The 26,447-nt window shown below is 74.1% G+C and carries 28 protein-coding genes; 22 read left to right on the top strand and 6 right to left on the bottom strand.

Annotated elements, in window-relative coordinates; genetic code table 11:
- The first annotated feature begins 3 nt into the window (after positions 1-3).
- The gene (locus ACTVZO_RS36395; protein WP_443302412.1) at positions 4-321 is read left to right on the top strand and encodes a sigma factor-like helix-turn-helix DNA-binding protein; all 318 of its coding nucleotides are present in this window, start codon (positions 4-6) and stop codon (positions 319-321) included.
- Between the two features lie 21 nt (positions 322-342).
- Here ACTVZO_RS36395 and ACTVZO_RS36390 read toward each other — a convergent pair whose 3' ends face one another.
- A complete protein-coding gene (locus tag ACTVZO_RS36390; protein WP_443302411.1) occupies positions 343-1,407 on the bottom strand; it encodes a MerR family transcriptional regulator in 1,065 nt (354 codons plus the stop codon).
- 367 nt (positions 1,408-1,774) lie between these two features.
- Between ACTVZO_RS36390 and ACTVZO_RS36385 the strand changes: the two genes are divergently transcribed.
- From ACTVZO_RS36385 to ACTVZO_RS36375, 3 genes are read left to right on the top strand one after another with little or no spacing between them, the layout of a single operon-like run.
- Complete coding sequence (locus ACTVZO_RS36385; RefSeq protein WP_443302410.1) at positions 1,775-2,137, top strand: helix-turn-helix domain-containing protein; 363 nt, start codon at positions 1,775-1,777, stop codon at positions 2,135-2,137.
- Positions 2,134-2,937: a VOC family protein gene (locus tag ACTVZO_RS36380; RefSeq protein ID WP_443302409.1), complete on the top strand. Its 804-nt coding sequence runs from the start codon at positions 2,134-2,136 to the stop codon at positions 2,935-2,937. The genes ACTVZO_RS36385 and ACTVZO_RS36380 overlap by 4 nt, the downstream gene beginning before the upstream one ends.
- A 55-nt stretch (positions 2,938-2,992) precedes the next feature.
- The gene (locus tag ACTVZO_RS36375; protein WP_443299644.1) at positions 2,993-4,201 is read left to right on the top strand and encodes an IS701 family transposase; all 1,209 of its coding nucleotides are present in this window, start codon (positions 2,993-2,995) and stop codon (positions 4,199-4,201) included.
- Between the two features lie 301 nt (positions 4,202-4,502).
- On the opposite strand, the gene ACTVZO_RS36370 is transcribed toward ACTVZO_RS36375, so the two are convergent.
- Together ACTVZO_RS36370 and ACTVZO_RS36365 are read right to left on the bottom strand one after the other, a co-directional pair.
- Positions 4,503-4,703 carry a hypothetical protein gene (locus ACTVZO_RS36370; RefSeq protein WP_443302407.1) on the bottom strand — a complete coding sequence of 67 codons (201 nt, stop codon included), beginning with the start codon at positions 4,701-4,703 and terminating at the stop codon, positions 4,503-4,505.
- Positions 4,704-4,757: 54 nt separating this feature from the next.
- Positions 4,758-6,185: an FAD-dependent oxidoreductase gene (locus ACTVZO_RS36365; protein WP_443302405.1), complete on the bottom strand. Its 1,428-nt coding sequence runs from the start codon at positions 6,183-6,185 to the stop codon at positions 4,758-4,760.
- A 75-nt stretch (positions 6,186-6,260) separates the two neighbouring features.
- Between ACTVZO_RS36365 and ACTVZO_RS36360 the strand changes: the two genes are divergently transcribed.
- From ACTVZO_RS36360 to ACTVZO_RS36310, 11 genes are all read left to right on the top strand, one after another.
- Positions 6,261-6,908, top strand: a complete 648-nt coding sequence (locus ACTVZO_RS36360) for a TetR/AcrR family transcriptional regulator C-terminal domain-containing protein (RefSeq protein WP_443303379.1) — start codon at positions 6,261-6,263, stop codon at positions 6,906-6,908.
- 67 nt (positions 6,909-6,975) lie between these two features.
- Complete coding sequence (locus ACTVZO_RS36355; protein ID WP_443302404.1) at positions 6,976-7,839, top strand: arylamine N-acetyltransferase family protein; 864 nt, start codon at positions 6,976-6,978, stop codon at positions 7,837-7,839.
- Positions 7,840-7,869: 30 nt separating this feature from the next.
- Positions 7,870-8,265: a hypothetical protein gene (locus ACTVZO_RS36350; protein ID WP_443302403.1), complete on the top strand. Its 396-nt coding sequence runs from the start codon at positions 7,870-7,872 to the stop codon at positions 8,263-8,265.
- Positions 8,266-8,335: 70 nt separating this feature from the next.
- Positions 8,336-8,743 (top strand): DUF3224 domain-containing protein, encoded by a 408-nt coding sequence (locus ACTVZO_RS36345; RefSeq protein ID WP_443302402.1) that lies wholly within the window; start codon positions 8,336-8,338, stop codon positions 8,741-8,743.
- 213 nt (positions 8,744-8,956) lie between these two features.
- Entirely contained in the window at positions 8,957-9,727 is a 771-nt protein-coding gene (locus tag ACTVZO_RS36340; RefSeq protein ID WP_443302400.1) for a cupin domain-containing protein, read from the top strand.
- Complete coding sequence (locus ACTVZO_RS36335) at positions 9,724-10,797, top strand: hypothetical protein (protein WP_443302399.1); 1,074 nt, start codon at positions 9,724-9,726, stop codon at positions 10,795-10,797. The genes ACTVZO_RS36340 and ACTVZO_RS36335 overlap by 4 nt, the downstream gene beginning before the upstream one ends.
- A complete protein-coding gene (locus ACTVZO_RS36330) occupies positions 10,794-11,900 on the top strand; it encodes a hypothetical protein (protein ID WP_443302398.1) in 1,107 nt (368 codons plus the stop codon). The genes ACTVZO_RS36335 and ACTVZO_RS36330 overlap by 4 nt, the downstream gene beginning before the upstream one ends.
- Positions 11,897-12,787, top strand: coding sequence for a hypothetical protein (locus ACTVZO_RS36325; protein WP_443302397.1), 891 nt, complete (start codon positions 11,897-11,899; stop codon positions 12,785-12,787). The genes ACTVZO_RS36330 and ACTVZO_RS36325 overlap by 4 nt, the downstream gene beginning before the upstream one ends.
- Before the next feature lie 43 nt (positions 12,788-12,830).
- A complete protein-coding gene (locus ACTVZO_RS36320; RefSeq protein ID WP_443302396.1) occupies positions 12,831-13,376 on the top strand; it encodes a hypothetical protein in 546 nt (181 codons plus the stop codon).
- 111 nt (positions 13,377-13,487) lie between these two features.
- Entirely contained in the window at positions 13,488-15,281 is a 1,794-nt protein-coding gene (locus ACTVZO_RS36315) for an asparagine synthetase B family protein (protein WP_443302395.1), read from the top strand.
- A 114-nt stretch (positions 15,282-15,395) separates the two neighbouring features.
- Positions 15,396-16,130, top strand: a complete 735-nt coding sequence (locus ACTVZO_RS36310; RefSeq protein WP_443302394.1) for a helix-turn-helix domain-containing protein — start codon at positions 15,396-15,398, stop codon at positions 16,128-16,130.
- Between the two features lies 1 nt (position 16,131).
- Here ACTVZO_RS36310 and ACTVZO_RS36305 read toward each other — a convergent pair whose 3' ends face one another.
- Both ACTVZO_RS36305 and ACTVZO_RS36300 read right to left on the bottom strand, forming a co-directional pair.
- Positions 16,132-16,821 (bottom strand): DUF5701 family protein, encoded by a 690-nt coding sequence (locus ACTVZO_RS36305; protein WP_443302393.1) that lies wholly within the window; start codon positions 16,819-16,821, stop codon positions 16,132-16,134.
- 116 nt (positions 16,822-16,937) lie between these two features.
- Positions 16,938-17,471 carry a DoxX family protein gene (locus ACTVZO_RS36300; protein ID WP_443302392.1) on the bottom strand — a complete coding sequence of 178 codons (534 nt, stop codon included), beginning with the start codon at positions 17,469-17,471 and terminating at the stop codon, positions 16,938-16,940.
- Positions 17,472-17,769: 298 nt separating this feature from the next.
- Between ACTVZO_RS36300 and ACTVZO_RS36295 the strand changes: the two genes are divergently transcribed.
- From ACTVZO_RS36295 to ACTVZO_RS36280, 4 genes are all read left to right on the top strand, one after another.
- On the top strand, positions 17,770-19,380 hold the full coding sequence (locus tag ACTVZO_RS36295) for an extracellular catalytic domain type 2 short-chain-length polyhydroxyalkanoate depolymerase (RefSeq protein WP_443302391.1): 1,611 nt from the start codon (positions 17,770-17,772) through the stop codon (positions 19,378-19,380).
- A gap of 158 nt (positions 19,381-19,538) precedes the next feature.
- Positions 19,539-20,024, top strand: coding sequence for a VOC family protein (locus ACTVZO_RS36290; protein ID WP_443302390.1), 486 nt, complete (start codon positions 19,539-19,541; stop codon positions 20,022-20,024).
- A 3-nt stretch (positions 20,025-20,027) separates the two neighbouring features.
- Complete coding sequence (locus ACTVZO_RS36285; RefSeq protein ID WP_443302389.1) at positions 20,028-21,617, top strand: MFS transporter; 1,590 nt, start codon at positions 20,028-20,030, stop codon at positions 21,615-21,617.
- Positions 21,614-21,889, top strand: coding sequence for an anti-sigma factor family protein (locus ACTVZO_RS36280; protein WP_443302388.1), 276 nt, complete (start codon positions 21,614-21,616; stop codon positions 21,887-21,889). Before ACTVZO_RS36285 ends, ACTVZO_RS36280 begins: the two co-directional genes overlap by 4 nt.
- 42 nt (positions 21,890-21,931) lie before the next feature.
- Here the strand turns inward: ACTVZO_RS36280 and ACTVZO_RS36275 are convergent, their stop codons facing one another.
- On the bottom strand, positions 21,932-22,510 hold the full coding sequence (locus ACTVZO_RS36275; RefSeq protein WP_443302387.1) for a TetR/AcrR family transcriptional regulator: 579 nt from the start codon (positions 22,508-22,510) through the stop codon (positions 21,932-21,934).
- 266 nt (positions 22,511-22,776) lie between these two features.
- Here ACTVZO_RS36275 and ACTVZO_RS36270 point away from each other — a divergent pair, with 266 nt between their 5' ends.
- The 3 genes from ACTVZO_RS36270 to ACTVZO_RS36260 are packed head-to-tail and all read left to right on the top strand — an operon-like array spanning position 22,777 to position 26,443.
- Positions 22,777-23,340 (top strand): 2Fe-2S iron-sulfur cluster-binding protein, encoded by a 564-nt coding sequence (locus ACTVZO_RS36270; RefSeq protein ID WP_443302386.1) that lies wholly within the window; start codon positions 22,777-22,779, stop codon positions 23,338-23,340.
- On the top strand, positions 23,337-24,329 hold the full coding sequence (locus tag ACTVZO_RS36265; protein ID WP_443302385.1) for an FAD binding domain-containing protein: 993 nt from the start codon (positions 23,337-23,339) through the stop codon (positions 24,327-24,329). Before ACTVZO_RS36270 ends, ACTVZO_RS36265 begins: the two co-directional genes overlap by 4 nt.
- Positions 24,326-26,443, top strand: a complete 2,118-nt coding sequence (locus ACTVZO_RS36260) for a xanthine dehydrogenase family protein molybdopterin-binding subunit (protein WP_443302384.1) — start codon at positions 24,326-24,328, stop codon at positions 26,441-26,443. The genes ACTVZO_RS36265 and ACTVZO_RS36260 overlap by 4 nt, the downstream gene beginning before the upstream one ends.
- The last annotated feature ends 4 nt before the right edge of the window (positions 26,444-26,447 follow it).

Genomic DNA, 26,447 nt, shown 5'->3' with positions numbered 1-26,447 from the left:
GCCGTGGACGCGCTGACCGTACGCGCGCGGATCGCGGCGTCCGTGTGCACCGGTCTCCCGGAGTCCGACGGCCGGCCGGACCCGGCGGGGAGCGGCGGCCCCGAGGCGGCGCTGGACCGGGTGTTCGTGCTGGACGCCCTGGCCGCCCTGCCCGTGGCCCAGCGCGAGGTCCTGTGCCTGGCCTTCTACGGCGGCCTGACGCACGTACGGATCTCGGAGTGGACCGGCATCCCGCTGGGCACGGTCAAGAGCCACCTGCGCAGGGGGCTGCTGTCACTGCGCCGGAGCCTGGGCGGCGTCCGAGCGCGGCAGGACCTCTGATCCGCCAGCGGCTCTGATCCGTCAGTCTTCCTTCACGACGGGCCAGGTGCCCACGATCCCGCGGATGACGTCCAGACCCGACCCGAGTCCGGTGAGGAGCCGCGATCCCGCATCGCGGACGCCCGTCCAGCCCGGTCCGCCCAGCAGGAGCCGCGGTTGCGACCGGGCGCCCTTGACCCCCCATTCGACGCCGGCGACGACATCGACGACCCGGCCGAGGTCCACGCCGGCCGGCTTGGCCTGCGCCCACAGCACGACGACCGAGGGACCCACTCTCCGTACCGCGTCGCGCAGCGCCTCCACCGGAAGCGCCGGGCCGAACATCCGCCGCGGCAGGCCGACCTCGGCCAGGGCCGCGTCCAGGGCCTCGAGGGCCAGGCTGTGCTGTTCCCCGGGCGCACAGGCGAGCAGCACGGGCGGCACGCCCGCGGTCTCGACGGCGGGGCGCCGGCGCCTGAGCGCCGTGGACACGTGCCATGACAGCAGGTGCTCGACCTCGACGTAACGCTCCCCCGCGGTGGCCCACTTGCGCCCGACGGCGTGCAGCGTGGGAGCGATGATCTCCTCCCAGGTGACGACGCAGCCGTAGGTGTCGAGCGCCCGTTCGAGGAGTTCGCCGACGGCCACCGCGTCCAGCCGCACCGCCGCACGGGCCAGTCCGCGGCACTCCTGGCGTACGGCTCCCAGGGGCAGCGCTCCCCGCCCTCCGGGCGTGTGGGGGCCGGCGCCGGGCGAGACGCCCTCCGCGCCCTCCGCCTCCGCCGCCCGTGCACTCCCCGCCGTCTCCTGCGCCCGCTGCCCCAGGGCCTGGGCCGGACGGTTCATCGCCGCCCGGGCGGCTTCCGCGGGAGGAACGCCCTGCGCCGTCAGCAGACACATCAGTTCGAGCCGGGAGACGTCGGGCGGCAGCCACCGGCGGTGCCGCCCGTGCTCCCGGTCCGCCGGCCCGATCCCGTACCTGCGCTCCCAGGAGCGCAGGGTCGTCGCGGACACCCCGAGCCGCCTCGCCACGGCTCCGGTGCTCAGGCCCACCCCGTCGCCCGCAGCGCTGACGCGGCCTCCCGGGGCATGCTGGTGGAGGCTCATGCCGCCAGCCTAGTGGGGTGGCATTCCGTGTTCGGGGCAATGGCGGCGCCGGGCTGCGCGGCCGCGGTGACGCGGGCCCCCCACCCCCGTGGGGGGGCTCCGCTTCACCGTGCCGGTGTCCGTACGACGGTCACCACGCTACGTCCGGGGAGACCGGCCGCCCCAGGACCGCCCGCGCCAGCCAGGGGACCGTACGCGCCACGGGGGACCCACCACGCCGCGACGGGGACACCGCGCGCCAGGATCCGGCGATGACCTGGTCATTCGTGCTCGTCTACGCTCAACCCCCGTGGTCTCGCACGAACATCGGGGAACGACCTCCTCCGTCCTCACCCGTCTGAGCGTCAGTTCCGCACGTCTGTTTGACGTGCCTCCGACCGGGTACGCGCACCTGCTGGGCCTGGCGCCCGCCGTGGCGCGGCGGATGGCCGTCAGTACGCGGACGCTCCAGCGCCGCCTCGACGAGCACGGCACCACCTGGAACGAGGAGGCCGAGGGCCTGCGCCGGGCCCGGATCACACGGCTGCTCCACGACACCGACCTCGGCATCGACGCGATCGCCGCGCGCAGCGGCTACGCCGACGCCCGCGCCCTGCGCCGCGCGGTCCAGCGCTGGTACGGCACCACACCCGGCGCGCTGCGCCGCTCCGGCCGGGCGACCGACAGGCGAGTGTCAGTGCCGGGTGCCACGCTGAGGGCCCAGACGATCCGCGAAAGGCAATCGCCATGATCAGCACTGACTTCGCCCCCGGCTCCCCCTGCTGGCTCGACCTCGGCGCTCCGGACGTCCGGGCCGCCGCCGCCTTCTACGGCGCGGTGCTCGGGTGGGAGTACGAGTCCATGGGCGAGGGGGAGGACATGGAAGGCGGCATGTTCCGGAAGGACGGCAAGATCGTCGCCGGACTCGGCAAGCTCACCGAGGAGGGCGCCCGCCCGGCGTGGATGATCTACTACAGCGTCCCCGACGCGACCGCCACGACCCGGGCCGTGGAGAGCGCGGGCGGCACGGTGCGGGTGCCGCCGAGGGACCTCGACGAGTGGGGCCGGATGGCGCAGTACACCGACCCGCTGGGGGGTCAGTTCGCCGTCTGGCAGCCCGGCACCAGCAAGGGCGTCGACCTGGTGGACGAGCCGGGCTCGCTGTCCTGGACGGAGCTGTACACGAGCGACGCCCCGGCCGCGAAGGAGTTCTACGGCGGTGTCTTCGGCTGGCAGTTCAGCGACATGGCGCTGCCCGGCGGCGGCGAGGGCACCTACTCCCTGATCACCCCGGCCGGCCTTCCCGAGGAGCGCATGCACGGCGGCCTGATGCAACTCCCCGAGGAGGCCCTCGCCCTGACGGACGGCCGGGCGTACTGGCACCCGGTGTTCCACGTCACCGACTGCGACGCGGCGGTCGCCACGGTCACCGAGAACGGCGGCAGTGTGCAGATGGGGCCGGAGGACGCCGAGGGCGTGGGCCGGCTGGCCATCTGCCTCGACCCGTCGGGCGCCGACTTCGTGCTGCTGACCCCGGTCCCGGCGTCCTAGTAGTGCTTTGTTAGCGGGTCTTGTCACGTCGGGTGTTCGGTAGTTCGCTGGTTGTATGAGGGCTGGGGAGCTTGCCGCGGTTCGGGTCCGGTTGGAGGAGTTCGCCTCCGAGGTGTTCGCGCCGTTGGTGCGGCCGGACTGGCAGGCGAAGGGCCAGTTGTACCTGCGGGGGCTGCTGCTGGACGGCCGCAGGAAGTCGATGCAGCCGATGGCCGAACGCCTCGGGGTCGACCACCAGCAGTTGCAGCAGTTCATGACCTCCTCGACCTGGCCGGTGAAGGACGTGCGGGCCGGGCTGGCGTGGCGGGCTGTGCAGGCGGTGCGCCCGCAGGTGTGGGTGGTCGATGACACCGGTTTCCCCAAGGACGGCAAGGCATCGCCCGGGGTTGCCCGCCAGTACTCGGGCACCCTGGGCAAGGTCGGCAACTGCCAGATCGGCGTCAGTGTCCATGCCGCCTCCGACACCGCCTCGTGCCCGCTGTCTTGGCGGTTGTTCCTGCCGCAGTCGTGGGACGGGCCTGAGGCGGCCCAGCGCCGGGCGGCCTGCCGGATCCCCGAGAGCGAATACCACCGCCCGAAGTGGCAACTCGCGCTGGAGATGCTCGACGAACTCGCCGGGATCGGCCTCCGGCCGGCCGCCCTGGTCGCGGACACCGGTTACGGTGCGAACGCCGATTTCCGCCACGGTCTGGAAGACCGCGGGCTGGCCTACGTCCTGCAGGTCAAGGGCGAGATGACCGCCCACGGCGAGGACGCCGTGCCGCACCAGCCCGGCTATGGCGGGCTCGGGCCCCGCCCGCTGCCCCGATACCGCACGCGGCCGGTGTCCTTACGCGAGCATGTGCTGACTGCCGGACGCCACCGGGGCCGGGCCGTGACCTGGCGCAAGGGCTCGAAAGCGGCGATGAGCTCGCACTTCGTCTTCCTGAGGGTCCGCCTCGCCGGCCGGCGGCCCAAGCCTGCTGAGGACGGCACGATCCCGCTCGTCTGGCTGATCGCCCAGTGGCCCGAGGGCGAGGCCGAGCCGGTCAAGTACTGGATCTCGAACCTGCCCGCCGGCCTTCCCGCCAAGGACCTGGTCCGTCTGGCGAAGTCCCGCTGGCGGATCGAGCACGACTACCGCGAGCTGAAAACAGCCCTGGGACTGGACCACTTCGAGGGCCGTTCGTTCACCGGCTGGCACCGGCACGTCACCCTCGTCACCGCAGCCCACCTGTTCCTCACCGAACAGCGGAGCAGCCCAAAAGCCCCTGCCAGGGCCTGACCCTCTACCAGGCCCTGGACCTCCTCCAACACCTACTCGCCACCTGGACCGGCGCCTGCCCCACATGCCAGCAAACCGTCCCCTGGCAGCCCTACGACAGCACCTAACAAAGCCCTACTAGGGCCTGTCGTCAAACTCCCGTCGTCGCCCGGAGGGCGGCCCTGCGGCGTCTGGTGCGTGCTCTCGGTGCGCCGGGCGGAAGCACGCGTACTGGACGTACTTTGCTTTCGCCCGGTGCGGCGAGAGCGCGTGCCAGGCGTCGCGGGGCAGACGGGAGTTCGACGACAGGCCCTAGGCGGGCCTATCCGTCGCCGAGGTGCAGGGCGTGCTCGAGCACGTCCTCCATCGGGTCGTCGATCTCCCCGATGTTGAGCAGCGCGACCACCGGCGCGCCGGGGGCGTTCCGGCGCGAGGTGTCGTCATCTTCGTCGTCCGCCACGGCCGTGCCCACGGCCATGGCGGTCAAGGCGGCCACGAGGGCGGCGGTAATGATCTTCTTCATGTCCGGCCCAACGAGGGCGGGCCGCGCAGGATGCGGGCGGCGGGCCCGCCCGGGTCAGGCGCCGGCGCGGGACAGGTAGGGCGCCAGGCCCGTCGATGAGGCCCCCGCCCAGCCCACGTACCCGTCGGGGCGGACGAGGAAGAGACCGTCCCCGTACGCCTCGTACGAGGGCACGCGCACGGTGCGGACCTCGGGCAGGGGCGGGAGCTGCGCCGGCGCGGCCTCGCCGACGACCAGCAGGGTCCAGTGAGGGCCCCGGAACGCGTCGAAGAGGCGTACGCCGCGCAGCCCGTCCGGGGCGCGGTCCCCCGCGCGCAGGGCGCCGTCGGCCAGGTCCTCACGGGTCTCCACCGCGAGCGAGGAGCCGCGGTAGCCGAGGCCCAGCTGCTGCGTGGCCGCGCCGCGCCGGGCCTCGCCCCGGTGGACGCGGGTCGAGACTCCGAGCATCCCGGCGGCGAGGGGCAGGCGCTCCTCCTCGTAGGTGTCGAGGAGGGATTCGGGCGCCCTGCCGCGCAGTACCGCGCCCAGCTTCCAGCCGAGGTTGTACGCGTCCTGGACGCTGGTGTTGAGCCCCTGGCCGCCCGCGGGCGAGTGGACGTGCGCGGCGTCCCCGGCGAGGAAGACGCGGCCCTCGCGGAAGCGCTCGGCCAGCGCGGCCCGGGGGCGGAAGTCGGAGGCCCAGCTCACGGAGGTCACGTCGGCGGGGGCGAGGTGCGAGCGGGCGGCGACGGCGGCCCGGATGCCGTCGAGGGAGAGGTCCACGTCCGTACCCTCCGGGAACTGGGCCACGACCTGGAAGTCCTCCGTCCCGGCGAGCGGGCAGACCGCGAGGAATCCGGCGCCCTCGACGGGCGGGAAGATGTGCCAGTTGTCGCGGTCGAGGCCGCTGATGCGGACGTCGGCGACCAGCATCGGGTGCGGGTCCACGGTCTCTCCGGTCATGGGGATGCCGAGCGTGCGCCGCACGGTGGAGCGGCCGCCGTCGGCCGCGACGGCGAAGAGCGCGCGGACGGGCGGCCCCGAGGCGAAGACGGCCGTGACCCCGTCCGGGTCCTGCTCCAGGCCCACCAGCTCGCGGCCGAAGGCGATCCCGCCGCTCAGTTCCGCGAGGCGCGCGGCAAGGATCTCCTGGGTGCGCCACTGGGGCACCATCCAGGGCTCGCGGTACGGGGAGTCCTCGCTGCCCTCGTCGCTCCCGTCGAACATCCGGTGCTCGCCCTGGCGCCGGCCGTCCCGCCAGATCATGCCGACGGGGTAGGGGCCGCCGGCCGCCCGGATCGCCTCCCCCACGCCGAGGTCGTCGAAGACCTCCTGGGTGCGGGGCTGGATGCCCTTGCCGCGCGAGCCGGGGAAGAGCCCTTCGGCCCGCTCCACGACGAGGGCGCGCACCCCGCGCCGGGCGAGGTCCACGGCGAGCGTGAGGCCCGTGGGGCCCGCGCCGACGATCAGTACGTCCTGTTCACCGAGTCCGTCCTCGTACACGGCCTTTTCTCCTTAACGTTGTTAAGTTCCTGCTCCCCAGAGAGTCTCCTTAACGGTGTTAAGCTGTCAAGCGTGATGGCCCGGAGAACCCCCAGACTGGACAAGAAGCAGGTCGTGGACACCGCACTGCGGCTGCTCAACGAGGTAGGCCTCGAGGGACTGACCCTCCGGGCGATCGCCAAGGAGCTGGAGGTCCAGGCGCCGGCCCTGTACTGGCACTTCCAGGGCAAACAGGACCTGCTCGACGAGATGGCCACGGAGATGTACCGCCGGATGGTCTCGGGCTCGGACCTGGCGCCGGGCGCCACCTGGCAGGAGAGGCTCACGGCCGGCAACCGCGGCCTGCGCGCCGCGCTGCTCGGCTACCGCGACGGCGCGAAGGTCTTCAGCGGCTCCCGCTTCACGGGCACCGAGCACGCGGTCCAGATGGAGGCGAACCTGCGCTCGCTCGTCGACACCGGCCTCACGCTGCCCCAGGCGGTCCGGGCCGCCTCCACCGCCTACTTCTTCACCCTCGGCTTCGTCACCGAGGAGCAGGGCGTCGAACCGCTCCCGGGCGACCGCAGGGAGGGCTTCGACGTCGGCGAGCGCGCCGCCCGCATGGCCGACTTCCCGCTCGCGGCGGCCGCCGGAGCCGACCTCTTCCAGAACTACGACGAGAGCTACGAGGAGGGCCTGGCCCTGGTGATCGCGGGTATCGAGGCACGCTACCGGGCCGGGTGACCGGCCCGGTACGAGCACCGCTCGAAGCCCGGGGCCGTCCCGCCGCCCGTTGCGTAGGGTCGGGGACATGACGATCAACGACGCATCCGCGCAGGGCGCGGCCCCGCGGCCCGACCTGGACGCCTACCTCGCCCGCACCGGCTGGACCGGGGAGCGCCGCGCGGACGCGGCGACCCTCCGCTCCCTGCACCTGGCCCACATGTACGGCATCCCGTTCGAGAACCTGGAGCCGCTCGGCGGCTCGGCCCCCTCCCTCGCACTTCCGGACCTGGAGGCGAAGCTGGTCCGCGGGGGCCGGGGCGGGTACTGCTACGAGCACAACACGCTCCTGGCCGCCGTACTGGAGGCCTTCGGCTTCGGCGTCACGCGGCTGGCGGCGCGCGTCCTGCTGGGGGCCGGGGGCGCGGTCCGGCCGCGCACGCACATGCTGCTGCTGGTCGACGTACCGGGCGAGCCGGGCCCGTACGTGGCGGACGTCGGCTTCGGCGCGGGCGGTGCGCTGCTCGAACCGGTCCCGCTGGTCGCGGACACCGAGTTCCGGGACGCGACCCGCAGGCACCGCCTGGTCCACCGGCCGCACCGCGGGCCGCTGGAGCTGTGGGTGCTCCAGGCGTACGAGGACGACGCGTGGAGGGACCAGTACGCGTTCACCCTGGAGCCCTTCGAGGCCCCGGACTTCGAGGTCGTCAACTGGCACATCGCGACCAACCCGCGCTCCCCGTTCTCCCACCTCCTCTACGTCCAGCGGACGACGCCGGACGCCCATCTCGCGCTCAGCGGCCGCCACCTGGTCGAGACCCGCACGGACGGCTCCCGCAAGGAGCGCGAACTGACCGGTCACGACGAGATCGTGCGCGTCCTGACGGACGACTTCGGCATCGCCGTCCCGGACGGCGCCCGGCTGGACGCAGGGGACGCGCCCGCCGGCTGACCCTGCCGCGCCGCGGCGGCCGTCCGGGTGGTGTCCGGGGCGCACGCGCCCGCGTCGCGGGCCCGGCGGGCCCCGGCCGCTCCGGCCGTCCCTCCTCAGGGAACGGGCCGCCCCGCCGCGGCCCGTCCGCCGCACCCGAGGAGCTCGGTCAGGTATGACGCCGCCCGCACGCATCGACGTCCACCAGCACCTGATCCCGCCGGACCGCGACCGCGCCGGCACTTCCTCGACTACGACCACGCGTACGGCCTCGACGCCGACGGCCCCCGCATCGCCGAGGCGCACCGGGAGCGCTACGGGCCTGCCGAACCGCCCGGACCGGACACGGGCTCCGAGATCCCCTCCCTCATCCAGTACACGGTCAACGCCGCCTCCCCGGCCTGGCAGCGGCTCGACACGCTCATCCGCGGGCACCTGAGCACGTGAACCGCCTCCGCTGCCCGCGATTCCCCTGGTCCGGGCAGCCGTTGTCGGTCCCTTTCGGTACGGTCGGCACATGAGAGCTACGGCAACTTTCACCGTCAACTCGTTCGCCCCGGCTGAGCTGAAGCCCGAACCCGCCGTGTCCACCGGCACGCCGGTGGGCATGGCCACGATGGAGAAGATCCTCCAGGGAGAGGTGGTGGGGCGCGCGGCGACCCTGTTCACCTCCGCGTTCGACAACGCGACCGGCGTCGGCACCTATGTGGCCATGGAGTCCTTCGAAGGCTCGGTCCAGGGGCGGGAGGGTGCCTTCAACTTCGTGCACTCGGCCTCGACGTCGGGCAGCGACCGGACCGCGGAGTTCTTCACCATCGTGCCTTCCAGCGGCACCGGCGAACTGACCGGGATCTCCGGTGCGGGCGGGCTGGCCGTCGACGCCGACGGCACGCACCGCATCTGGTTCGACTACGAGATCGGCTGATCGGCGGCTCCGAGCAGGAGGCGAAGCGGCGCCGGCCCGCCGCGGCCCGGCCGGGCCGGGCCACCCTGCCGCGGCCGGCCCGGCCCGGCACCGGGCGGTCATCCGCCGGTTGTCCGGGGTACGTTCAGAGTCCTCCCCCTCGTAGCGGTCAGGGCCTTACGATGCCCGTGCGAGGCGCCCGGCGCGCACCGCGGGGCGTCAGGGGGAGGCGCGATGGCCGCACGACCGTACGACCGCACACCCGGATCGCGCGCGCGGTCCGGGGACGTGCCGGACCCGACCGGGCGCGGTCTGCCGGGCGGGGTGGAGCTCTACCACCTCATGCCGGACGGCGGCATCGTACGGACCGACCGGGACGGTTCCCGGGAGCTCGGGCCGGAGCGGGAGTTCCTGCGGTTCATCGACGACGGCCAGTTCGCGCACTATCTCGTGGGCGACGCGGGCACCTCGCCGGAGCGGCCCTCCAACGCCACCGTGAAACTCGGGGTGGTGGGCCCGCGCAGCGCCTTCACCCCGCACGCGCACGGCGGCGAGCACTTCGTCCTCAGCCTCGGCCACGCCGCCTGCGGACTCCACGACCCGGACCGCGACCGGGTCTGCGAAGTCCTGCTCGCACCCGGCATGCTGATCCGCATCCCGGAGATGATGCCGCACTCCTTCGCGAACCGGGGTGACGCCCCGCTGACCATCCTCGCCGCCAACACCGGGTACGGGATCGACCACGAGGACTACGCGATCACCGCGGCGGAAGCCGAGCAGCGGGCCGCCGCGAGTGCCGTGCGCCCCGGCCCGGCGGGGCTCGCCGCCGCCTCGGCCGCCCATGCCACCGCCCTCGCCTCCGCGACCGACTACCGGGCGCTCGCCGCCGCGCTGCGCGACATCGAGCACGCCCAGCGGACCCGCGGGATCGCCGCCACCAGCGTCAGAGAGCGGCTGGCCGCCAGGCTGCGCCGGGTGGCGACCGCACTGGAGGTCCGCCGGTGATCTGCCCCCACTGCGAACGCAACCTGCTCCGCAAGGAGCGCACCGGCAACATCTGCGGCCACTGCAAGCGCCGCTACGCACTGGACCCCAAGACCAACTCCCTCCGCCTCAGCGACCTCCGGGTGCGGCGGATCACCGACGCGCTGACGGAGAACGGGCGGATCCGGATCGCGCCGGGCCAGTTGTGGTACGCGCTGTCGCGCAAGCGGTTCACGGAGAGCACGTTCGCGCCCGGGTGCGCGGGCTGGGCCCTCTTCGGCGGCGTGCTCCTCGGCTTCTGGGGCGTCTTCGGCGGACTGCCGCCCCTGCTGTACGCCGCCGCAGCCCTGCCGGCCGCCGCGCTCGGCCTGCTGATCGCCCGGCAGACGGGCGTGGGCCTCGGCATCCCGCCCATGAGCCGCGCGGCCTTCCGTTCCGAGGCGCTCGCCGCATGGACGCGCGTGTACGGGACCCTGCCGACCGGCGTGGTCGACGACATCGGCCACCCCTGGCCCCGGCGGCCTGTCGCGGCACCGCCACCTACCGCCGTACTCGTCTGCCCCGATCCGTCCATCGCCGCCTTCCTCGCCGCCGAGGGCCTGCCCGAGCGCCACGGCATCGCCCTCGTCCAGGGCCCCGAACAGGTCGCGTCCCTGGTCCCCGCCCTGCCGCCGCGCGGCCCGGTCCTGGTCCTCCACGACGCCGACGCACCCGGTGAACTCCTGGTGCGAGCGCTCCGCGAGACCCTGCGCGGCCGGCCGGTGGTCGACGCCGGAGTGGCGCTGCGCACGGCACGGGCCCTGCCCAAGGCCGTTCCGTACCGCGACCCCGCCCGGAAACCCACCGCGGAGGAGCTGCACCGGCTGGCCGACCTCGGCGAGCTGACTCCCGAGGACCTGAAGTGGCTGGCGCAGGGCTGGCGGTTCCCGCTCGTCGGCCTTCCCCCGGCCCGGCTGCTCACCGTGCTCGACGGGCTCGCCGAGCGGATCGGCCGCGACGTCGACTCCGAGCGCCGCGACGCCGCGGAAGTCGGCTTCATGACCTGGCCCGCGGCCGCCGGGAGCGGCGAGGACCGGGTGGGCGGGCCGTGATCTGCCCGAACTGCTCGACCTCGCTGAGGGCCAGGGAACGCAGGGGCCAGGTGTGCTCGCGCTGCCACCGCCGCTTCGCCCTCGACCCCAAGGTCCACGGCCGCGGCATGCACGACGTACGGATACGCCGGCGTGCGGCGGCCCTCACCCACGACGGCCGGCTCACGGTGACCGTCACCCAGCTCTGGTACCGCTGCCGCACGTACAGCAGGGCCTGGCCGGCGCGCGAGGCGCACGGGACGCGGCCCTGGGTCCGCCGGCTGGTGTCGTTCCCGATCTGCGCCGGGTTCCTCGTGTGCTGGGCCCTCACCAGCGGATTCCTCGCCCTGCTCGCCGCGGCAGCGGCCGTCGGCGTCCTCATCGCGGCGCACAACTTCCTCGAGTTCTTCTCCGGCGGGCCGGCGGGATCGTACATCCGCCCCGACGAGGAGGAGTTCCGGAAGCTGATGTCCGGCGAGTGGACGACGGTGTACGGGGAGCTCCCGCCGGGTGTGGTCGACGACGGGCCCCGTACGGCCGGGCACAGCGTGCCTCAGCCGCACCCGCCCCGGGCCGTGATCCTGTGCACCGACCACGCCGTCGCGGTGTTCCTCGAGGCCAACGGCCTGCCCGCGCGGTTGCGGGCGGTGCTGGTGGAGGCGGATCCGGGCTCAGCCCACGACGCCCTCGTGGACGTTCCCGGCCGGCTGCCGGTCGTGGTGCTGCACGACGCGAGCGCGCTGGGCGCCCTGCTGGCGCCGCTGCTGCGCGTCGCCCATCCGGACAGGGCCGTGGTGGACGCCGGTCTTCCGGTGGCCGCGGTCCGCAGCCGGGGCGGCGCCGTCCACCGTGTCACGCGCGTCCCGTCCGGCTCACAGGCCCCGGCCGTGGACGCGGGAGGACTGCGGGACGTGGCGGGCCTGTCCGAGGAGGACGCCGTCTGGCTGGCCGAGGGGTTCTGGAGCCCGATCGCGGCCGTGCCCCCGGCGCTGCTCGCCGGTGTCGTCGAGGAGGCGGTGGAACGGGCCGTGGCCGGGGCGGCGGGAGCTCGGGAACCCGACCCGGCGTACGGCTTCCTGACCTGGCCCGACGCCCCCGCGACGAAAGGCACGCCGACCGCATGAGCGCGCGTACGAAAACAAGGGGCCGGACCGGAGCCCCCGCCTTCGCCGACCGGCTGCTCGCCGTGGCGATCGACGCGGCAGCGGCCCGCGCGGCCGACCCCGGCGGGCTCCGGTTCACGGAGCGTCAGCTCTACTACGAGACCTGCCGCGTCCTCAGCCCGGCCGAGCCGCTCCTGCGCCGCGTCCCCGGAAGCCCGCGGCCGCCGCTGCCCCTGCGCTCCTTCACCCGCGCACTGGACGCGCGCGGCCGGGAGACCGTACCGGGCCTGCTGCCGGCAGCAAGCCGTTCGAAGGAGGCGACGGACCTCACCCGGTCAGGGCCCTCCGAGCCGGACCTGTACGACTACGGCCTCCCCCGCCTGCTGCTCTGCCAGGACCGTTCGATCGCCGCGATGCTGCTCGCCAACCACGTGCACCTGGAGGCGGCCTGCCCCGTCCTCGCGGCACCCGACGCGCTGCCCCTGGCCCCGGTCCTGCTCTCGGCCCTGGAACGGGCGGACGGCGCCACCGTCCACGTCCTGCACGACGCGAGCCCCGAGGGCGTGACGCTCCCGGCCCGGGTACGGGCCGCACTCGGCCCCGCGCCCGGCGTACGGGTCGGCTCCCTGGGGCTCGTACCGCGGCACGCCGCCGCCCTGCGGCTGCCTTCGGGCCGTGGCCCGGCGCCCGACCCGGCGGCGGGCGCCGACTGGCCGGGGGCGCTGCGGCCGCGCGAGGCCGCGTGGCTGGCGCGCGGCCGGTTCGTCCAGCTGGCCGCCGTACCGCCGGCCAGGCTCGTCCGGACGGTGCTGCGCCTGACCCGGGGGCCGCGGCCGCCGCGCGACTCCGTGTGGGGCGAGCTGAGCGGGCTGCGCACCGCCGGCTTCATGACCTGGCCCACCGCGTGAACGGCCCCCGTGTCCCCTTCCACACACCCGAGGTACGCACACGATGATCCGGCCCCAAGAGATCGGCTACGCGGACGAACTCCTCGCCGACGGCACGGTCCACCGCAGGTACGAGGGCGGTCTGGAGGAGTGGCGCAGCCGCACCCCCGGCCGCCCCCACCTGGTGTCCTGGCACGACAACCGGGGTGGCTCGGGAACCGACGAACTGCTCGGCAACCGCGTCATCAAACGCACGCTCGCGGACGGCACCGCCGGCTACGCCCGGGACATCGGGTACGGGCGCACGGTGTGGGCGCGCGGTGAGCGGGTCACCGTCAACCGGAGTTCCTTCGGCGGCCGGATGGGGGTGCTGCTCGCCGGACTGGGGGTGGCGGCCCTCGCCGTCACCGCCGCCCATCTGCCGCCGCTGAGCATGACCCCGGAGGAGGAAGAGGCCCTGCGTCGGCAGCAGGCGCAGAGCCAGGTCTCGTCGGGGTCGGGCGGGGACGGCGGAGTCGGGGACTCCGGCGGGGACGGGGACTCCGGCGACGACGGCTGGGAAACGGGCTGGGACGACGAGGACGCCTGGAGCGACGACGACTTCGGCTGAGCCGAGGCCCGAGCCGGAAGGCCCGCAACAGCTCGGAACCGTACGGAGCCGTACGGAGCCGTACGGAGCCGTACACGAGCAGCACGCCAGCATGAGGAAGGGGAGCCGTCCGTGGCACGTTTCTGCGCCTGCCTGGCCGACACCACCGGGCAGGCCCGCGCCCATCTCGAAGCGATGGGCGCCACCGCCCGACCGGGCCACGGCCCCGTGACCGTACCGGGGGCGGCGCTGAGCCTCATCGGCGGCGAACCGGGCGGGGCCACGGGCCCGTTCTCCGCACACGGGCGCACCGCGGTCGGCGAGGTCACCCTGCACAACCGCCCGGTGCTCCTCGCCGCGCTCGCGGCCCGGTCCGCCGCCGCGCCGCCACCGCCGCCCGGCTGTTCCGACGGTGAACTCCTGCTGCACTGCTGGGCGTTGCTCGGGCCTGCCGGGGTGGCGCTCGCCGAGGGGATGTTCGCACTGGCCGTGCTCGACGGCCCCGACCTGGTGCTGATCCGCGACCACGTCGGAGCCCGCACCCTCTTCTACGCGCGGGCCGGGGGCGCCTGGGCCGCCTCGACCTCGCTGCGGGCGCTGCGCCGGTGGCCGTCGCTCGGCACCTCCGTGAACCTGTCGGCGGTCCGCTCCTTCCTCACCTTCGCCTACCTGCCGGGCGAGGAGACCCTGCTCACCGGGGTCCGCGAGGTGCTGCCCGGCCGCGTGCTGCGCCTGGCGCGCGACGGCGGGGTCGGCGAGACCGTGCACTGGGAGCCCCGGGAGCACGTCGAGGATCCCGGCCCCGCCGGCCCGACCGGCCATGTCCTGGCCCTGCGGGCCCTGTTGGAGCAGGCCACGGCGGCCCGGCTGCCCGTCGCGGAGCCGGCCGCGGTGCTGCTGTCCGGCGGCATCGACAGCTCGCTCGTCACGGCCCTCGCGGCGAAGCTCCACTCGCACCCCGTGCACACGTACTCGATCAGCTTCGGCGACGACCTGCCCAACGAGCTCGGCTACTCCGGCCTGGTGGCCTCCCACTGCCACACCCGGCACCGGGTCCTGAACGTGTCGGGGGCGGCGGTGGCGGCCCGGCTGGCCGAGGCCGCCGCACTGCTGGACAGCCCCGTCGGGGACCCGCTGACGGTGCCGAACCTGATGCTGGCCGAGGCGGTGGCCGCGGACGGCGCCTCCGTGGTCCTCAACGGCGAGGGCGGCGACCCGGTCTTCGGCGGGCCCAAGAACCTCCCCATGCTGGTGCAGGAGATGCACCGGACGCCGGGCGCGCCCTGGGACGAGGACCGGGCGACCGCGTACCTTCGCTCGTACCGCAAGTGCTGGACGGACCTCCCGGTCCTGCTGACGGCGCCGGCCCTCGACGCGCTGGGGGACGCCCCGCGCCTGGAGCGCCATGTGGAGCCGTACCTGCTGGCGCGGGCCGCCGGCGGCGGCCCGTACGCCATGGAACACCTCCTGAACCGGCTGCTCCACTGCAACCTGCGGACCAAGGGGGCGCACCACATCCTGACGAAGGTGGAACGCCTCACCTCCTCCCAGGGGGTGGAGGGCCGCTCCCCGCTCTTCGACCGGTCGGTCGTCGACCACGCCTTCGCCACGCCGCCGGGGTACAAACTCCGCGGGACGGCCGAGAAGTGGATCCTCAAGGAGGCCGTACGGGACCTGCTGCCGGGCACCGTGGTGGACCGCCCCAAGAGCGGGATGCGGGTGCCGGTGCAGCAGTGGCTGACCGGTCCGCTGCGCGATCTCGGCCACGAACTCCTCCTCGGCCGGCGGTCCCGGCAGCGGGGCCTGTTCCGGCCGGAGACCATCCGTGCCTGGCTGAAGGGCGAGGGCGCCCTGCTGCCCCGTCAGGGCGGCAAGCTGTGGCTGGTCCTCACGCTGGAACTGTGGCTGAGGTCCTACGACGTGTGAGTCCGGGTCGGATGCACCGTCCGCGCGGTCCCGCCCGGGCGGCGCCTTCGGCTCGTAGCGTTTCCGACTGCAGAAACGCTACGCTGGCGGGCCACCGACCGGAAGGAGTCCGCGATGCCGGGAGGCAGGCTCACCCAGCAGGAGCGCCAGCAGATCGCACTCGGGCTGGCCGACGACCTCGCGTACGCGGAGATCGCCAGACGCCTCGACCGCCCCACCTCGACGGTCACGCGCGAGGTGATGCGCAACGGCGGCCCCACCGCCTACCGCGCCGACCTGGCCCACCGCGCCACCGAACACCGCGCCCACCGGCGCCGGCGCCCCGCGTCCCGGGACGCCGGCGCTCCCGCTCAGGGCCACGGGCGCGACGCCGAGGCGGTGCGCGAGTACGAGGAGATGTTCGCGACCGTCTTCATGCAGTCCGGCCTGCCCAGGATGACGGCCCGGGTGCTGGCCTGCCTCTACACCACCGACGCCGGCAGCCTCACCGCCGCCGAACTCGCGGGGCGCCTGCGGATCAGCCCCGCGTCCGTCTCCAAGGCGATCGCGTTCCTCGAGGGCCAGGGCCTCATCCGCCGGGAACGCGACGAACGCCGCCGCGAGCGGTACGTCGTCGACGACGACGTCCTCTACCAGTCGACGATGGCCAGCGCCCGCGCCACCGCCCACCTCGGCGAGATCGCCCGGCAGGGCGTCGGCGTCCTGGGCGCCGGCACTCCGGCCGCCGCGCGCCTGGAGAACATCGCCCGCTTCGTCGACTTCGTCTCCGAGAGCATCGCCCGCGCCGCGGACCAGGCCCGCGAGATCCTCCACAGCAAGCCCGAACGGGCCTCGGACGGCCCTGCCTGAGCTACGTCCGCACCGCGGTCGGCTCCACCCGGCCCGCGGCGGAGGCGAAGCCCAGCCAGGTGTGGCGGTTGCCCCACCAGCACCAGCCGACCTTCGGGGCGTCGCGCCGCTCGCGGCCGTCCCGCCCCATGCCGTTGCTGATCCAGATCGCGGCGGTGCGGGCGTCCAGGGTGCCATCGGCCTTGCGGAGCCGGGAGCCGATGGTCATGAAGCAGCGGTTGCGCTCGAGGACCGCGGGCTGCTGGAGCAGCCAGTGGAGGCCTTCGGTGAGCAGCAATGGGGTCCGGTCCGCTCGGGTGAGGGCCGGGAGTGCCTCGTCCGGGCTCCAGTTGGCCAGGTGGTCGCCTCGGTCGAGTCCGGTGACGAGGTAGAGGGGGGCCCCGGGCAGTTCGACGGCCCAGGGGGCGAAGCGGTCGACGTCGGGCATGTCGGTGACGACGAAGCCGGGCTTGCCGTTGCGGCGCAGCAGCGGTGCGAGGGCGGAGGCGGGGGCGTGGTCGGGGTGGACGGAGAGCAGCCCGCCGTCGTGACCTCCCCCGGCCCGCTCGGCGAAGGCCCGCAGCCCGTCGGCGTCCATCCCGACGAGTCCGTGCACCCCGAGCTCGATCAGCCGCTCCGCCTGCGCCGCGAGCGACGGCAGCGGGGGCGTGGCGGCGGAGGCGGCGGACGAGGTGTCGGGCTCGGTGGTCATCTGCTCACGGTCCGGAATCGGTGGGCCCCCGGGTGAACGAGTCGGCAGGTGCATGGTCAGCAGGTGAACGAGCCGGCTCCGCGAAGGGTTCCCCGGCGCGGTGACTCCGCCCCGGATCAGTCGCGCAGCAGCAGCACCACCACCGCCAGGACGACCCCCAGGACGAGGGCGAGGATGCCGTGGACGAGGCGATGGTGGCGCAGTACCGGCAGGAGGCTGTCGAGGGCGTAGCGGCCCGGGCCGGTGAGGGCCAGGGTGACGGCCGCGGCGGTGATGAGGGATTCGAACTCGACGCCCTCCATGCCCAGCACGGACCCCGCCCACTTGACGGAGATGGCGTTGATCATGATGCCGACGACAGCGGCGGCCGCCAGCGGGGTGAACAGGCCGAGGATGAGGCCCAGGCCGCCCAGCGTCTCGGTCAGGCCCGCGATCGTCGCCATGGCCTCGCCCGCCGGGTAGCCGGCCTTGCCGAAGAACATGCCCGTGCTCTTGACGCCGGGGCCGTCGAACCACCGGAACAGCTTCTGCGTTCCGTGGACGATCATGATCGCGCCGAGCACGACGCGCAGCACCGGCAGGCCGACGTCGAAGGGCGTGGTGCCGGCGGGCACGTTGCGGGGGCCGGGATAGGACGAGGTCGCTGTCATCGTGGCGCCTTCCGTCGGGGGCGGGTGAGAGAGGGATCTCTCCGATGGCGTCAGCCACCCCCCAGGGTGACGAATGGCGAGACGAAATGCCCGGTATGCGAGCGTGCGAGTCGTCCGGCCGGGCAGGGACGGTGCCACCCTCGTGCGGCCCGCGTCCGCCCCGCACGCCGTCCAGGGTGGCAACCGCCATACATGTCCGGCCCGTTGTGGCAGCCGCCGCCGTGCGTACGGGAAGGGGCCCGGAGCTACCGTCGCAGCCATCCGGACCAGTCGGCCGTTTCACAGCAGTGGAGGGTGGATGCATCCAGTTCTCGGAAGGCTCGGTGGGGCCGTCTCGGCCCTGCTCCTCGGCGCCGGCCTGCTCGTCGGCGGGCCGGGCTCCGCCGCCGCCCGGGCGGACACGGCAGCCGCGGCGCCCGTCGCCGGCGAGCTCAAGGCGTACGAAGTCGACGGGGTCTACAGCGCCGGCGTGTCGTCCGGCGGCTACATGGCGACCCAGCTGCACGTGGCCTATTCCGGTACGTTCGACGGCTCGGCCGCCTTCGCCTCCGGCCCCCAGTACTGCGCGCAGAACGACCTGGGCAAGGCCCTGAACGCCTGTATGGAGGTCTACCAGGACCTCCAGCTCGCCACCCTGAAGCAGACCACCGCGAACTGGTCCGCGCAGGGATCCATCGACCCCGTGGCCGGTCTGCGCGGCGACCCGGTCTACGTCTTCAGCGGTGCCAACGACTCGACCGTCGAACGCCCGGTGTCCACCGCGCTCGACGACTACTACCGGCACTTCGGCGCGGACGTGCTCTACAACAGGAGCACCGCCGCGGGCCACGCCTGGATCACCCCGCTGGGCCCGAACGCGTGCTCGGTCACCGCCGGCCCGTGGCTCAACGACTGCGGCTTCGACGCCGAGCGGGAGTTCCTGGGGCACCTGCTCGGCCCGGTCAGCGCACCCGCGGCCGCGCCCGGCGGCAGCCTGATCCGGTTCGACCAGAACGCGTACGCGCCCGGCGGCGCCGCGAAGGCGATCTCCATGGACGAGAACGGCTTCGTCTACGTGCCCACCAGCTGCGCGAACGGCGCCGCCTGCAAGGTCGTCGTCACGCTCCACGGCTGCAAGCAGGGCTACTCGTACCAGGGTTTCGGCACCCGCTTCATCGACACGGCGTACCTCAACGAGTACGCCGACACCAACGACCTGATCGTCCTGTACCCGCAGGCCGTCCCGACCACGACCCTCGACAACCCCAACGGCTGCTGGAACTGGTGGGGCTACCTCGGCGACTCCGCCTACGCCCGGCACGGCGGCCGGCAGATCGAGACGATCATGGGCATGGTCAGGGCACTCGGCGGCGGGGGCCCGACCCCGCCGCCCGCGGGCACGCTCACCCTGCCCAGCCTGGACGCCGAGGACGGCTACATCAAGGCCGCGGGGGACGGCTCGGCGCCGACCGTCGGCACCCTGGAGGGCGCGTACGGCCTGGCCCTGGGACGCGGCACGGACGGCAGGTCCAACCGGAGCGTGCTGTCCTTCGACACCGCCGCGGTTCCCTCCGGCAAGGAGATCACCCGGGCCTGGGTGACCCTGACCAGGAACAGCGGATCCGGGGACCCCTGGGCCTCCCCCGCCGGGAACCGGCTCCTCATCGACGTCCACACCGGCTGCCTCGGCGGCTGCACCGTGGAGCCCGCCGACTGGGCCGCGGCCGCGACGGCCGCCGGCGCGGCCGACATCGGCCCCTTCACCTCGGGGAGCAGGGCCTCGGGCGACCTGTCCGCCGCGGGCCTGGCCGCGGTCAACCGCTCAGGACGCACCCAGGTCCGCCTCCGGTTCGAACGGGAGCAGCCGGCCACGGCGTACCTCTTCGTCAACCGGGACACGCGGGCCACCCTGACCGTCGAGTACCGGTAGCGGGGGCCGCGCACCGGCCCTCGGCCGGCACCGGCCCTTCGGGGCATCCGGGGCGCGGCTGCCGCGCGGCGCGGGCGGCCGCGGACCGGCTCCGGGATATCTGTGGGGGCAGGCGGCGGTCGGCAGTGGCCGTCAGAGTCCGGAAAGGCAGGAGCCCGGTGGCCGTCCAGCCCATTCCCGAGGGATTTCCGCGCGTCACGCCGTACCTCTGCGTCGACGGAGCCGCGACCGCGATCGACTTCTACGTCGCCGTGCTCGGCGCACGCGAGCTGATGAGGATGCCCGCACCCGGAGGCAAGATCGGCCACGCCGAGCTGGAGCTCGGCAACTCCGTCGTCATGCTCTCCGACGAGTACCCGGAAATGGGGTTCCGCTCGCCGAAGGCGGTGGGCGGCACGCCCGTCACGCTGCACGTGTACGTCGAGGACGTCGACGCGGTCTTCGCCAAGGCCCTGGCCCGCGGCGCCGACGCGCTGTCGCCCGTCAAGGACGAGTTCTACGGGGACCGCACCGGCCGGTTCATCGACCCCTTCGGCCACCGCTGGAACGTCGCCACGCACATCGAGGACGTTTCCCCGGAGGAGATGGAGAAGCGGTCGAAGGACGCCATCGAGGCCATGGGGTCCACGCCCGAGGCCGGGTGAGCCGTGGGCGGGCAGGACGCCGGGCAGGACCTCCCCGCGGGTCCGGCGGAACCTGAGGACGCGGCGCGGCGCAGGCTCCGGCGCCGGCTGGCGCCGCTGTACGCGGCCGCGTTCCTGCAGAACCTGGCGCTGTGGGTGCCCGTGGAGAAGCTCTTCATGACGGGCATCGGCTTCGACGCGGCCGGGGTGGGCGTCATGGCGGCCGTGTACGCGGTGGTGGTGCCGGTCTTCGAGGTGCCGTCGGGCCTGCTCGCCGACCGCTGGAGCCGGCGCGGCGTCCTGGTCCTGGCGAGCGCGGCGGCGGTGGTCAGCGTCATCGTGGGCGGGCTGAGCCAGAACGTCGGGACGTACATGGTGTCGGCGTTCTTCCTCGGGGTCTTCTTCGCCATGCAGAGCGGGACGTTCGAGTCCGTCGTGTACGACACGGTGCTGGAGGAGACCGGGTCGAGCGACGTGTTCGAGAAGGTCATCGGCCGGGTCCGGGTGGTGGAGAGCGTCGCTCTCGTCACCAGTGCCCTGGCCGGGGGCGCCATCGCCTCGGTCCTGTCCCTGCGCGACACGTACTTCCTGACCGTGCCGCCGCTGGTCGCGACGGGCCTCGCCCTGTACCTCTTCCGCGAACCGCGGCTTCACAAGACCGAGGAGGCCGAACCGCTGCGGCGGCAGATCGCGGCGACCTACCGGGTGCTGCTGGGGCGCGGCCGGCTCCGCTCGGTGATCCTGCTGACCGTCACGGGCGCGCTGCTGATGCAGGGGATGCTGGAGTTCGGCCCGCTGTGGCTGGTGGCCCTGGCCGTTCCGGCGTTCTGGTACGGGCCGCACTGGGCGGGTCTGACGGCCGCGCTCGGCATCGGCGGCCTGCTCGGTTCCCAGGGCCGGCTGGGGCGGCGGTGGCCCGTGGCCCTGCTGGCCGCCCTGATGGTGGGGTGCTGCTGCGTCCTGGCGACGAGCGGCTCCGCCGCGACGGTGATCGTCGCGCAGGTGCTGCTCACCCTCGCCGTGGTCGCGGTGAGCATCCCGGTGCTGCACCGGCTGCACGACGCGGTGCCCTCGGCGGTCCGGGCGGGGGTCGCGTCGGGTGTCGGCACCCTCACCTGGCTCGCCTTCGTACCGTTCGCGCTGGTCGTCGGCTTCCTCGCCGACCGGGCGGGGGTCGGTGCGTCGGGGTGGCTGTTCGTCGGGGTCGCGGTCGTGGCGGGGATCCTGATGGTCGTGGTGCTGCCGGGAGCGGCGGCGGAGCCCGGGGTCCCGCCCGCCGGGAGGCAGCCGGAGCCCGCGTTTCCGGCCGACCGCTTCCTGCCCCCGGACCATCCGCAGTGGCCGGGCCACTGGGCCGTCCCTCCCGCGGCCTGGGAGGCCTCCGGCGTCGACCTGACCGGGGACGCGGCTCTCGCCGAAGTCCGGGCGGCGGTGCTGGACATGCCCGCGGAGCTGCGCCAGGTCATCGTGGAGCGGGACGTACGGGGCCGGCCGGCCGCGGAGGTGGCGCGGAGCCTCGGGATCAGCGCCGCGGACGAGGGCCGCCGTCTGCACGAGGCCCGCGCGCTGGTACGGGCCCGGCTGGAGCGGTACGTCGAGCGGCGCGAGCGGTGACGCCGGAGCGGCCGGACCCGGCCGGGAGCGACCAGCGGTGCGCCGGGTTCGTGGAACTGATCACCGCGTACCTCGACGGCGCCCTCCCCGACCGGTCCCGCCGGCGCATCGACGAACACCTCGAACGCTGCGAGGGCTGCCGGGCCGCCCTCGCCCAGTGGCGGACGGTGGCCCGCCTCGCCGGACGGCTGAGCCCCGCCGATGTCGCGGACCTCGACCCCTACCTCCGCGACCGCCTCCTGGCGGTGTTCCGCGAGGCGCGCCGACGCTAGGCCGTCGCCCCGGGCCGGGCTCGGGGGCCGGCTCGGGGCGGCTCAGCGGCCGGGTGATCCGGCGCGCAGGCCGTCCATGACGAGGTCGAGGAGCCAGGTGGCACGGGGTTGCCAGTCGCCGTGGGGGTCGATCAGCCAGAGGCCCGCGATGGCGAGGATGAAGTCGTCCGCGCTCACTCCCGGACGGATGGCGCCGGCCTCCTCACCGGCCCGGAGCAGCATGTCGGCCGCGCAGGTGAGCGGCTCGTGTCCCGGCTTCGCCGGGCCGCCCGGTGCGCTGGCGGCCTGGCGGATCGCGTCCGCCAGGCCTGCCTTGGCCATGGCGAATCGCGCCAGCCGGTCCATCCACTCCCGCAGGGCCTGATCCGGCGGGAGGGTCTCGACCAGGTGGGCGGCGGAGTCCGCGACCTGCTGCATCTCGTGGCGGAAGACCTCGAAGACGAGCGATTCGCGGTTCGGGAAGTTGCGGTAGAAGGTGGCCTGGCCCACGCCCGCCTTCTTGGCGATGGCGCTCAGCGGCGCGTCCGCGGAGCGGGTCAGCTCCTCCAGCGCCACCTCCAGGATCCGCTCGCGGTTCCGCTGCGCGTCCGAGCGGACCGGAGTGCTCCTCTTCTCCTGCACGCGTCCTCCTCACGGGTACGCCGACGAACCCGGCCTTGCTGACCGGACAGCTGTCCGGTACGTTCTCCAGTAACGGACAATTGTCCGGTTGACTCCACCTTAGCCGTGGATACGGCCGACGGGGACCGCCGCCGCGAGCGCGGCCGACACCCCTTCCCCGCATCCTGCCCGCTTCCGAGCCGGGCCCGCCACGTACAGCGCCAACTCTTCAACGCCCCGCACGGCTGCGCTTCGGCGTGCCCCGGAAACGCGAAAGAAGGCTGACCATGGCCGCACCGACGTCCAGCGCCATCGTCCTGAACGTCAACGGCGAGAAGTACCCGCTCTCCGTCGACCACCGCACCACCCTCCTCGACGCGCTCCGTGAGCGACTGGACCTGACCGGCACCAAGAAGGGCTGCGACCAGGGGCAGTGCGGAGCCTGCACGGTCCTGCTCGACGGCCGCCGCACGGTCTCCTGCCTCCAGCTCGCCGTCGCCGCCGAGGGACGCGAGGTCACCACCATCGAGGGAGTGGCCGACGGCGACCGGCTGCACCCCGTGCAGCAGGCGTTCCTCGACCTCGACGGCTTCCAGTGCGGCTACTGCACACCGGGGCAGATCTGTTCGGCCGTCGCGGTGATCGAGGAGCACGCCGCGGGCTGGCCCAGCGCGGTCACCGGTGACGTACGGCCCGAAGCGGGGCCGCCGCCGCTGACCCCCGAGGAGATACGGGAGCGGATGAGCGGCAACCTGTGCCGGTGCGGCGCGTACGTGTCGATCGTGCAGGCCGTCGCCCGGGCCGCCGCGACCGGGGCCGGGGCGGCCGCGGGTACGGAGGTGGCGGCATGAGGGAGTTCGGATACCGGCGCGCCCTCGACGTGGCGGGCGCGGTCGCACTGCTCGAAGCCGACCCGGACGCGCGCTTCCTCGGCGGCGGCACCAACCTCGTCGACCTGATGAAGACCGGCGTCGAGCGCCCCGCGCAGCTCGTCGACGTACGCGAACTGCCGCTCCGGCGGATCGAACCGACGCCGGAGGGCGGGCTGCGCATCGGCGCCACCGTCACCAACAGCGACCTCGCCGCCCATCCCGAGGTCCGCCGCCGCTACCCGGCCCTGGCGCAGGCCGTACTCGCCGGCGCCTCCGGGCAGCTGCGCAACATGGCCACCGTCGGCGGGAACCTGCTCCAGCGCACCCGTTGCGGCTACTTCGCCGACGTGACGCAGCCCTGCAACAAGCGCTCCCCGGGCAGCGGTTGCCCGGCCCTGACCGGCGAGCACCACAACGCCGCGATCCTGGGCGCCTCCGGCCGCTGCGTGGCCGTCCACCCGTCGGACATGGGCGTGGCGCTGACCGCCTTCGACGCCGTCGTGTCGTACGAGACGACCGACGGGCCCGGCGAGTTGCCGCTCACCGGCTTCTACCTGCCGGTGGGCGACACCCCCCACCGCGAGACCGCCCTGCCGCCGGGCGCTCTGATCACCGGCGTCACCCTGCCGCCCGCCCCGGTGGCCGCCGCCTCCCGCTACCGCAAGGTGCGCGAGCGCGCCTCGTACGCGTTCGCGATCGGCTCGGTCGCCGCCGCGCTCCACGTCGAGGCAGGAGTCGTACGGGACGTGCGCCTGGCGCTCGGAGCGGTCGCGTCGCGGCCGTGGCGGGCCGTGGAGGCCGAACGGGTGCTGACGGGCGCACCGGCCGACTCCCGCACCTTCGCGGCCGCCGCGGACGCCGAACTCGCCGCCGCGCGGCCGCTGGCCCACAACGGGTACAAGGTGACCCTCATGCGCAACCTCATCGTGGCCGTGCTGACCGAACTCGCCGAGGAGGACGCCCGATGAGCACCGTCACACCCCTGAGGGGCTCCGTCGGCTCCGCGCACACCCGTGTCGAGGGCCGGGACAAGGTCACGGGCGCGGCCCGCTACGCGGGAGAGATCCCCTTCGCCGAACTCGCGCACGGCTGGCTGGTGTTGTCCACCGTCGCCCGCGGCCGCACCCGCTCGATGGACACGGACGCCGTCCTGGCCATGCCGGGCGTCCTCACGGTGCTGCACCACGGGAACGCCCCGCGGCTGAAGACCGGCTACCCGGGCCTGATGGGCATGCAGCCCGACGTGTCCGTCGCACTGTTCCAGCACGACCGGGTGCCGCACGCCGGCTGGCCCGTGGCGCTGGTCGTGGCCGAGACCTCCGAGCAGGCCAGGGAGGCGGCCGAGGCGCTCGTGGTGCGCTACGAGGAGGAGCCGCACGACGTCGACTTCCGCGCCGGCCGGCCCGGTACGTACGCCCCCGCGGACGCGCCGCACGCCGCGGCGGTCACCTCGAAGGGCGACCTGGAGGCCGAACTCGCCCGGTCCGCCGTCATCGTGGACGCCGAGTACACCACGCCCGAGGAACACCACAGCCCGATGGAACCGCACGCCGCGACGGCCCGCTGGGAGGCCGGCCGGCTCGAGCTCGTCGACTCCAACCAGGGCTCCGGATGGGTGCAGGCCGAACTCGCCGGCCTGTTCTCGCTGGACCCGGCCTCGGTGCGGGTGCGCTCGGAGCACATCGGCGGCGGCTTCGGCTCCAAGAGCCTGCGCGCGCACCAAATGGCCGCCGCCATGGCCGCGACCGTCCTGCGGCGCCCCGTCCGGGTGGTGCTGACACGCCGCCAGATGTTCTCGCTCGCCGGCTACCGCAGCCCCACGGCCCAGCGGATCAGGCTCGGCGCCGACGCGGACGGGCGGCTGCGCGCCCTGGGCCACGACGCCCTGAACCTCACCTCCACCGTGCACGAGTACCTGGAGCCGAGCGCCATGCCCGGCCGGGTGCTGTACGACGCCGACGCCCACCACACGGCCCACCGGGTCGTACGGCTGGACGTGCCGAGCCCCACGTTCATGCGGGCGCCGGGCACGGCGCCGGGGTCGTTCGCGCTGGAGTCGGCGCTCGACGAGCTCGCCGTGAAGTGCGGGGTCGACCCGATCGAGCTCCGGGCGCTCAACGAGCCACGGACGGGTCCGGTGTCCGGGCTGCCCTTCGCCGGCCGCACCCTGATCGCCTGCTTCCGCGAGGGTGCCCGCAGGTTCGGCTGGGCCGACCGCGATCCGCGGCCCGGCCTGCGCCGCGACGGCCGGTGGCTGCTCGGCACCGGCACGGCAACGGCCACGTACCACGCGGGAACCGCCCCTTCCACGGCCACGGCCACGGCCGAGGCGGACGGCAGCTTCACGGTGCGGATCTCGGCGGCGGACATCGGGACCGGCGCGCGGACCGCGCTCACCCTGATCGCCGCGGACGCGCTGGAGGCGGCCCCGGACCGCGTCCGCGTCCTGATCGGGGACAGCGACTTCGGACCGGCGATGATCGCGGGCGGTTCCATGGGCACCAGCTCCTGGGCCTGGGCGGTCAACGCGGCGGTGACAGCGCTGCGCGAGCGGCTCGCCGACGGCGGTGACATCCCGCCGGAGGGCGTCACCGCGCACGGGGACTCCACGGCGGCGGTCGTCGCGCTCCCGCCGAAGGAACGTCACTCCTACGGCGCCCAGTTCGCGGAGGTCGCCGTCGACACCGGCACCGGCGAGGTCCGGGTGCGCCGTATGCTCGGCATCTTCTCGGCGGGCCGGATCGTCAACCCGCTGACCGCCCGCGGTCAGTTCGTCGGCGGTATGACCTGGGGCATCTCCATGGCCCTGCACGAGGAGGCGGTCCGGGACCGGGCCTCGGGCGCCCACGTCGGCGCGGATCTCGCGGGCTACCACGTCGCGGCCCACGCCGACGTCCCGCACATCGAGGCGGACTGGCTGCCGGCGGAACCGGACGAGGACGACCCCGTCAACATCAAGGGCATCGGCGAGCTCGGCATCGTGGGCGCCGCGGCGGCGGTCGCCAACGCGGTCTGGCACGCGACCGGCGTACGCCACCGCCACCTGCCGATCCGGCCCGACCGCGTCCTGACCTCATCCTGACCTC

It is taken from the genome of Streptomyces sp. IBSNAI002, assembly GCF_052244475.1.
Lineage (GTDB): Bacteria > Actinomycetota > Actinomycetes > Streptomycetales > Streptomycetaceae > Streptomyces.
The sequence above is the reverse complement of the archived record's forward strand: the minus strand, read 5'-3'. Positions and strand labels throughout refer to the sequence as shown.

What these genes read in the sequence shown, in the direction of transcription:
- ACTVZO_RS36390 (WP_443302411.1), bottom strand. Translation starts at nt 1,407, where the DNA reads ATGAGCCTCCACCAGCATGCCCCGGGAGGCCGCGTCAGCGCTGCGGGC.
- ACTVZO_RS36380 (WP_443302409.1), top strand. Translation starts at nt 2,134, where the DNA reads ATGATCAGCACTGACTTCGCCCCCGGCTCCCCCTGCTGGCTCGACCTC.
- ACTVZO_RS36375 (WP_443299644.1), top strand. Translation starts at nt 2,993, where the DNA reads ATGAGGGCTGGGGAGCTTGCCGCGGTTCGGGTCCGGTTGGAGGAGTTC.
- ACTVZO_RS36370 (WP_443302407.1), bottom strand. Translation starts at nt 4,703, where the DNA reads ATGAAGAAGATCATTACCGCCGCCCTCGTGGCCGCCTTGACCGCCATG.
- ACTVZO_RS36360 (WP_443303379.1), top strand. Translation starts at nt 6,261, where the DNA reads ATGGCCCGGAGAACCCCCAGACTGGACAAGAAGCAGGTCGTGGACACC.
- ACTVZO_RS36355 (WP_443302404.1), top strand. Translation starts at nt 6,976, where the DNA reads ATGACGATCAACGACGCATCCGCGCAGGGCGCGGCCCCGCGGCCCGAC.
- ACTVZO_RS36345 (WP_443302402.1), top strand. Translation starts at nt 8,336, where the DNA reads ATGAGAGCTACGGCAACTTTCACCGTCAACTCGTTCGCCCCGGCTGAG.
- ACTVZO_RS36340 (WP_443302400.1), top strand. Translation starts at nt 8,957, where the DNA reads ATGGCCGCACGACCGTACGACCGCACACCCGGATCGCGCGCGCGGTCC.
- ACTVZO_RS36325 (WP_443302397.1), top strand. Translation starts at nt 11,897, where the DNA reads ATGAGCGCGCGTACGAAAACAAGGGGCCGGACCGGAGCCCCCGCCTTC.
- ACTVZO_RS36320 (WP_443302396.1), top strand. Translation starts at nt 12,831, where the DNA reads ATGATCCGGCCCCAAGAGATCGGCTACGCGGACGAACTCCTCGCCGAC.
- ACTVZO_RS36310 (WP_443302394.1), top strand. Translation starts at nt 15,396, where the DNA reads ATGCCGGGAGGCAGGCTCACCCAGCAGGAGCGCCAGCAGATCGCACTC.
- ACTVZO_RS36305 (WP_443302393.1), bottom strand. Translation starts at nt 16,821, where the DNA reads ATGACCACCGAGCCCGACACCTCGTCCGCCGCCTCCGCCGCCACGCCC.
- ACTVZO_RS36300 (WP_443302392.1), bottom strand. Translation starts at nt 17,471, where the DNA reads ATGACAGCGACCTCGTCCTATCCCGGCCCCCGCAACGTGCCCGCCGGC.
- ACTVZO_RS36295 (WP_443302391.1), top strand. Translation starts at nt 17,770, where the DNA reads ATGCATCCAGTTCTCGGAAGGCTCGGTGGGGCCGTCTCGGCCCTGCTC.
- ACTVZO_RS36270 (WP_443302386.1), top strand. Translation starts at nt 22,777, where the DNA reads ATGGCCGCACCGACGTCCAGCGCCATCGTCCTGAACGTCAACGGCGAG.
- ACTVZO_RS36265 (WP_443302385.1), top strand. Translation starts at nt 23,337, where the DNA reads ATGAGGGAGTTCGGATACCGGCGCGCCCTCGACGTGGCGGGCGCGGTC.
- ACTVZO_RS36260 (WP_443302384.1), top strand. Translation starts at nt 24,326, where the DNA reads ATGAGCACCGTCACACCCCTGAGGGGCTCCGTCGGCTCCGCGCACACC.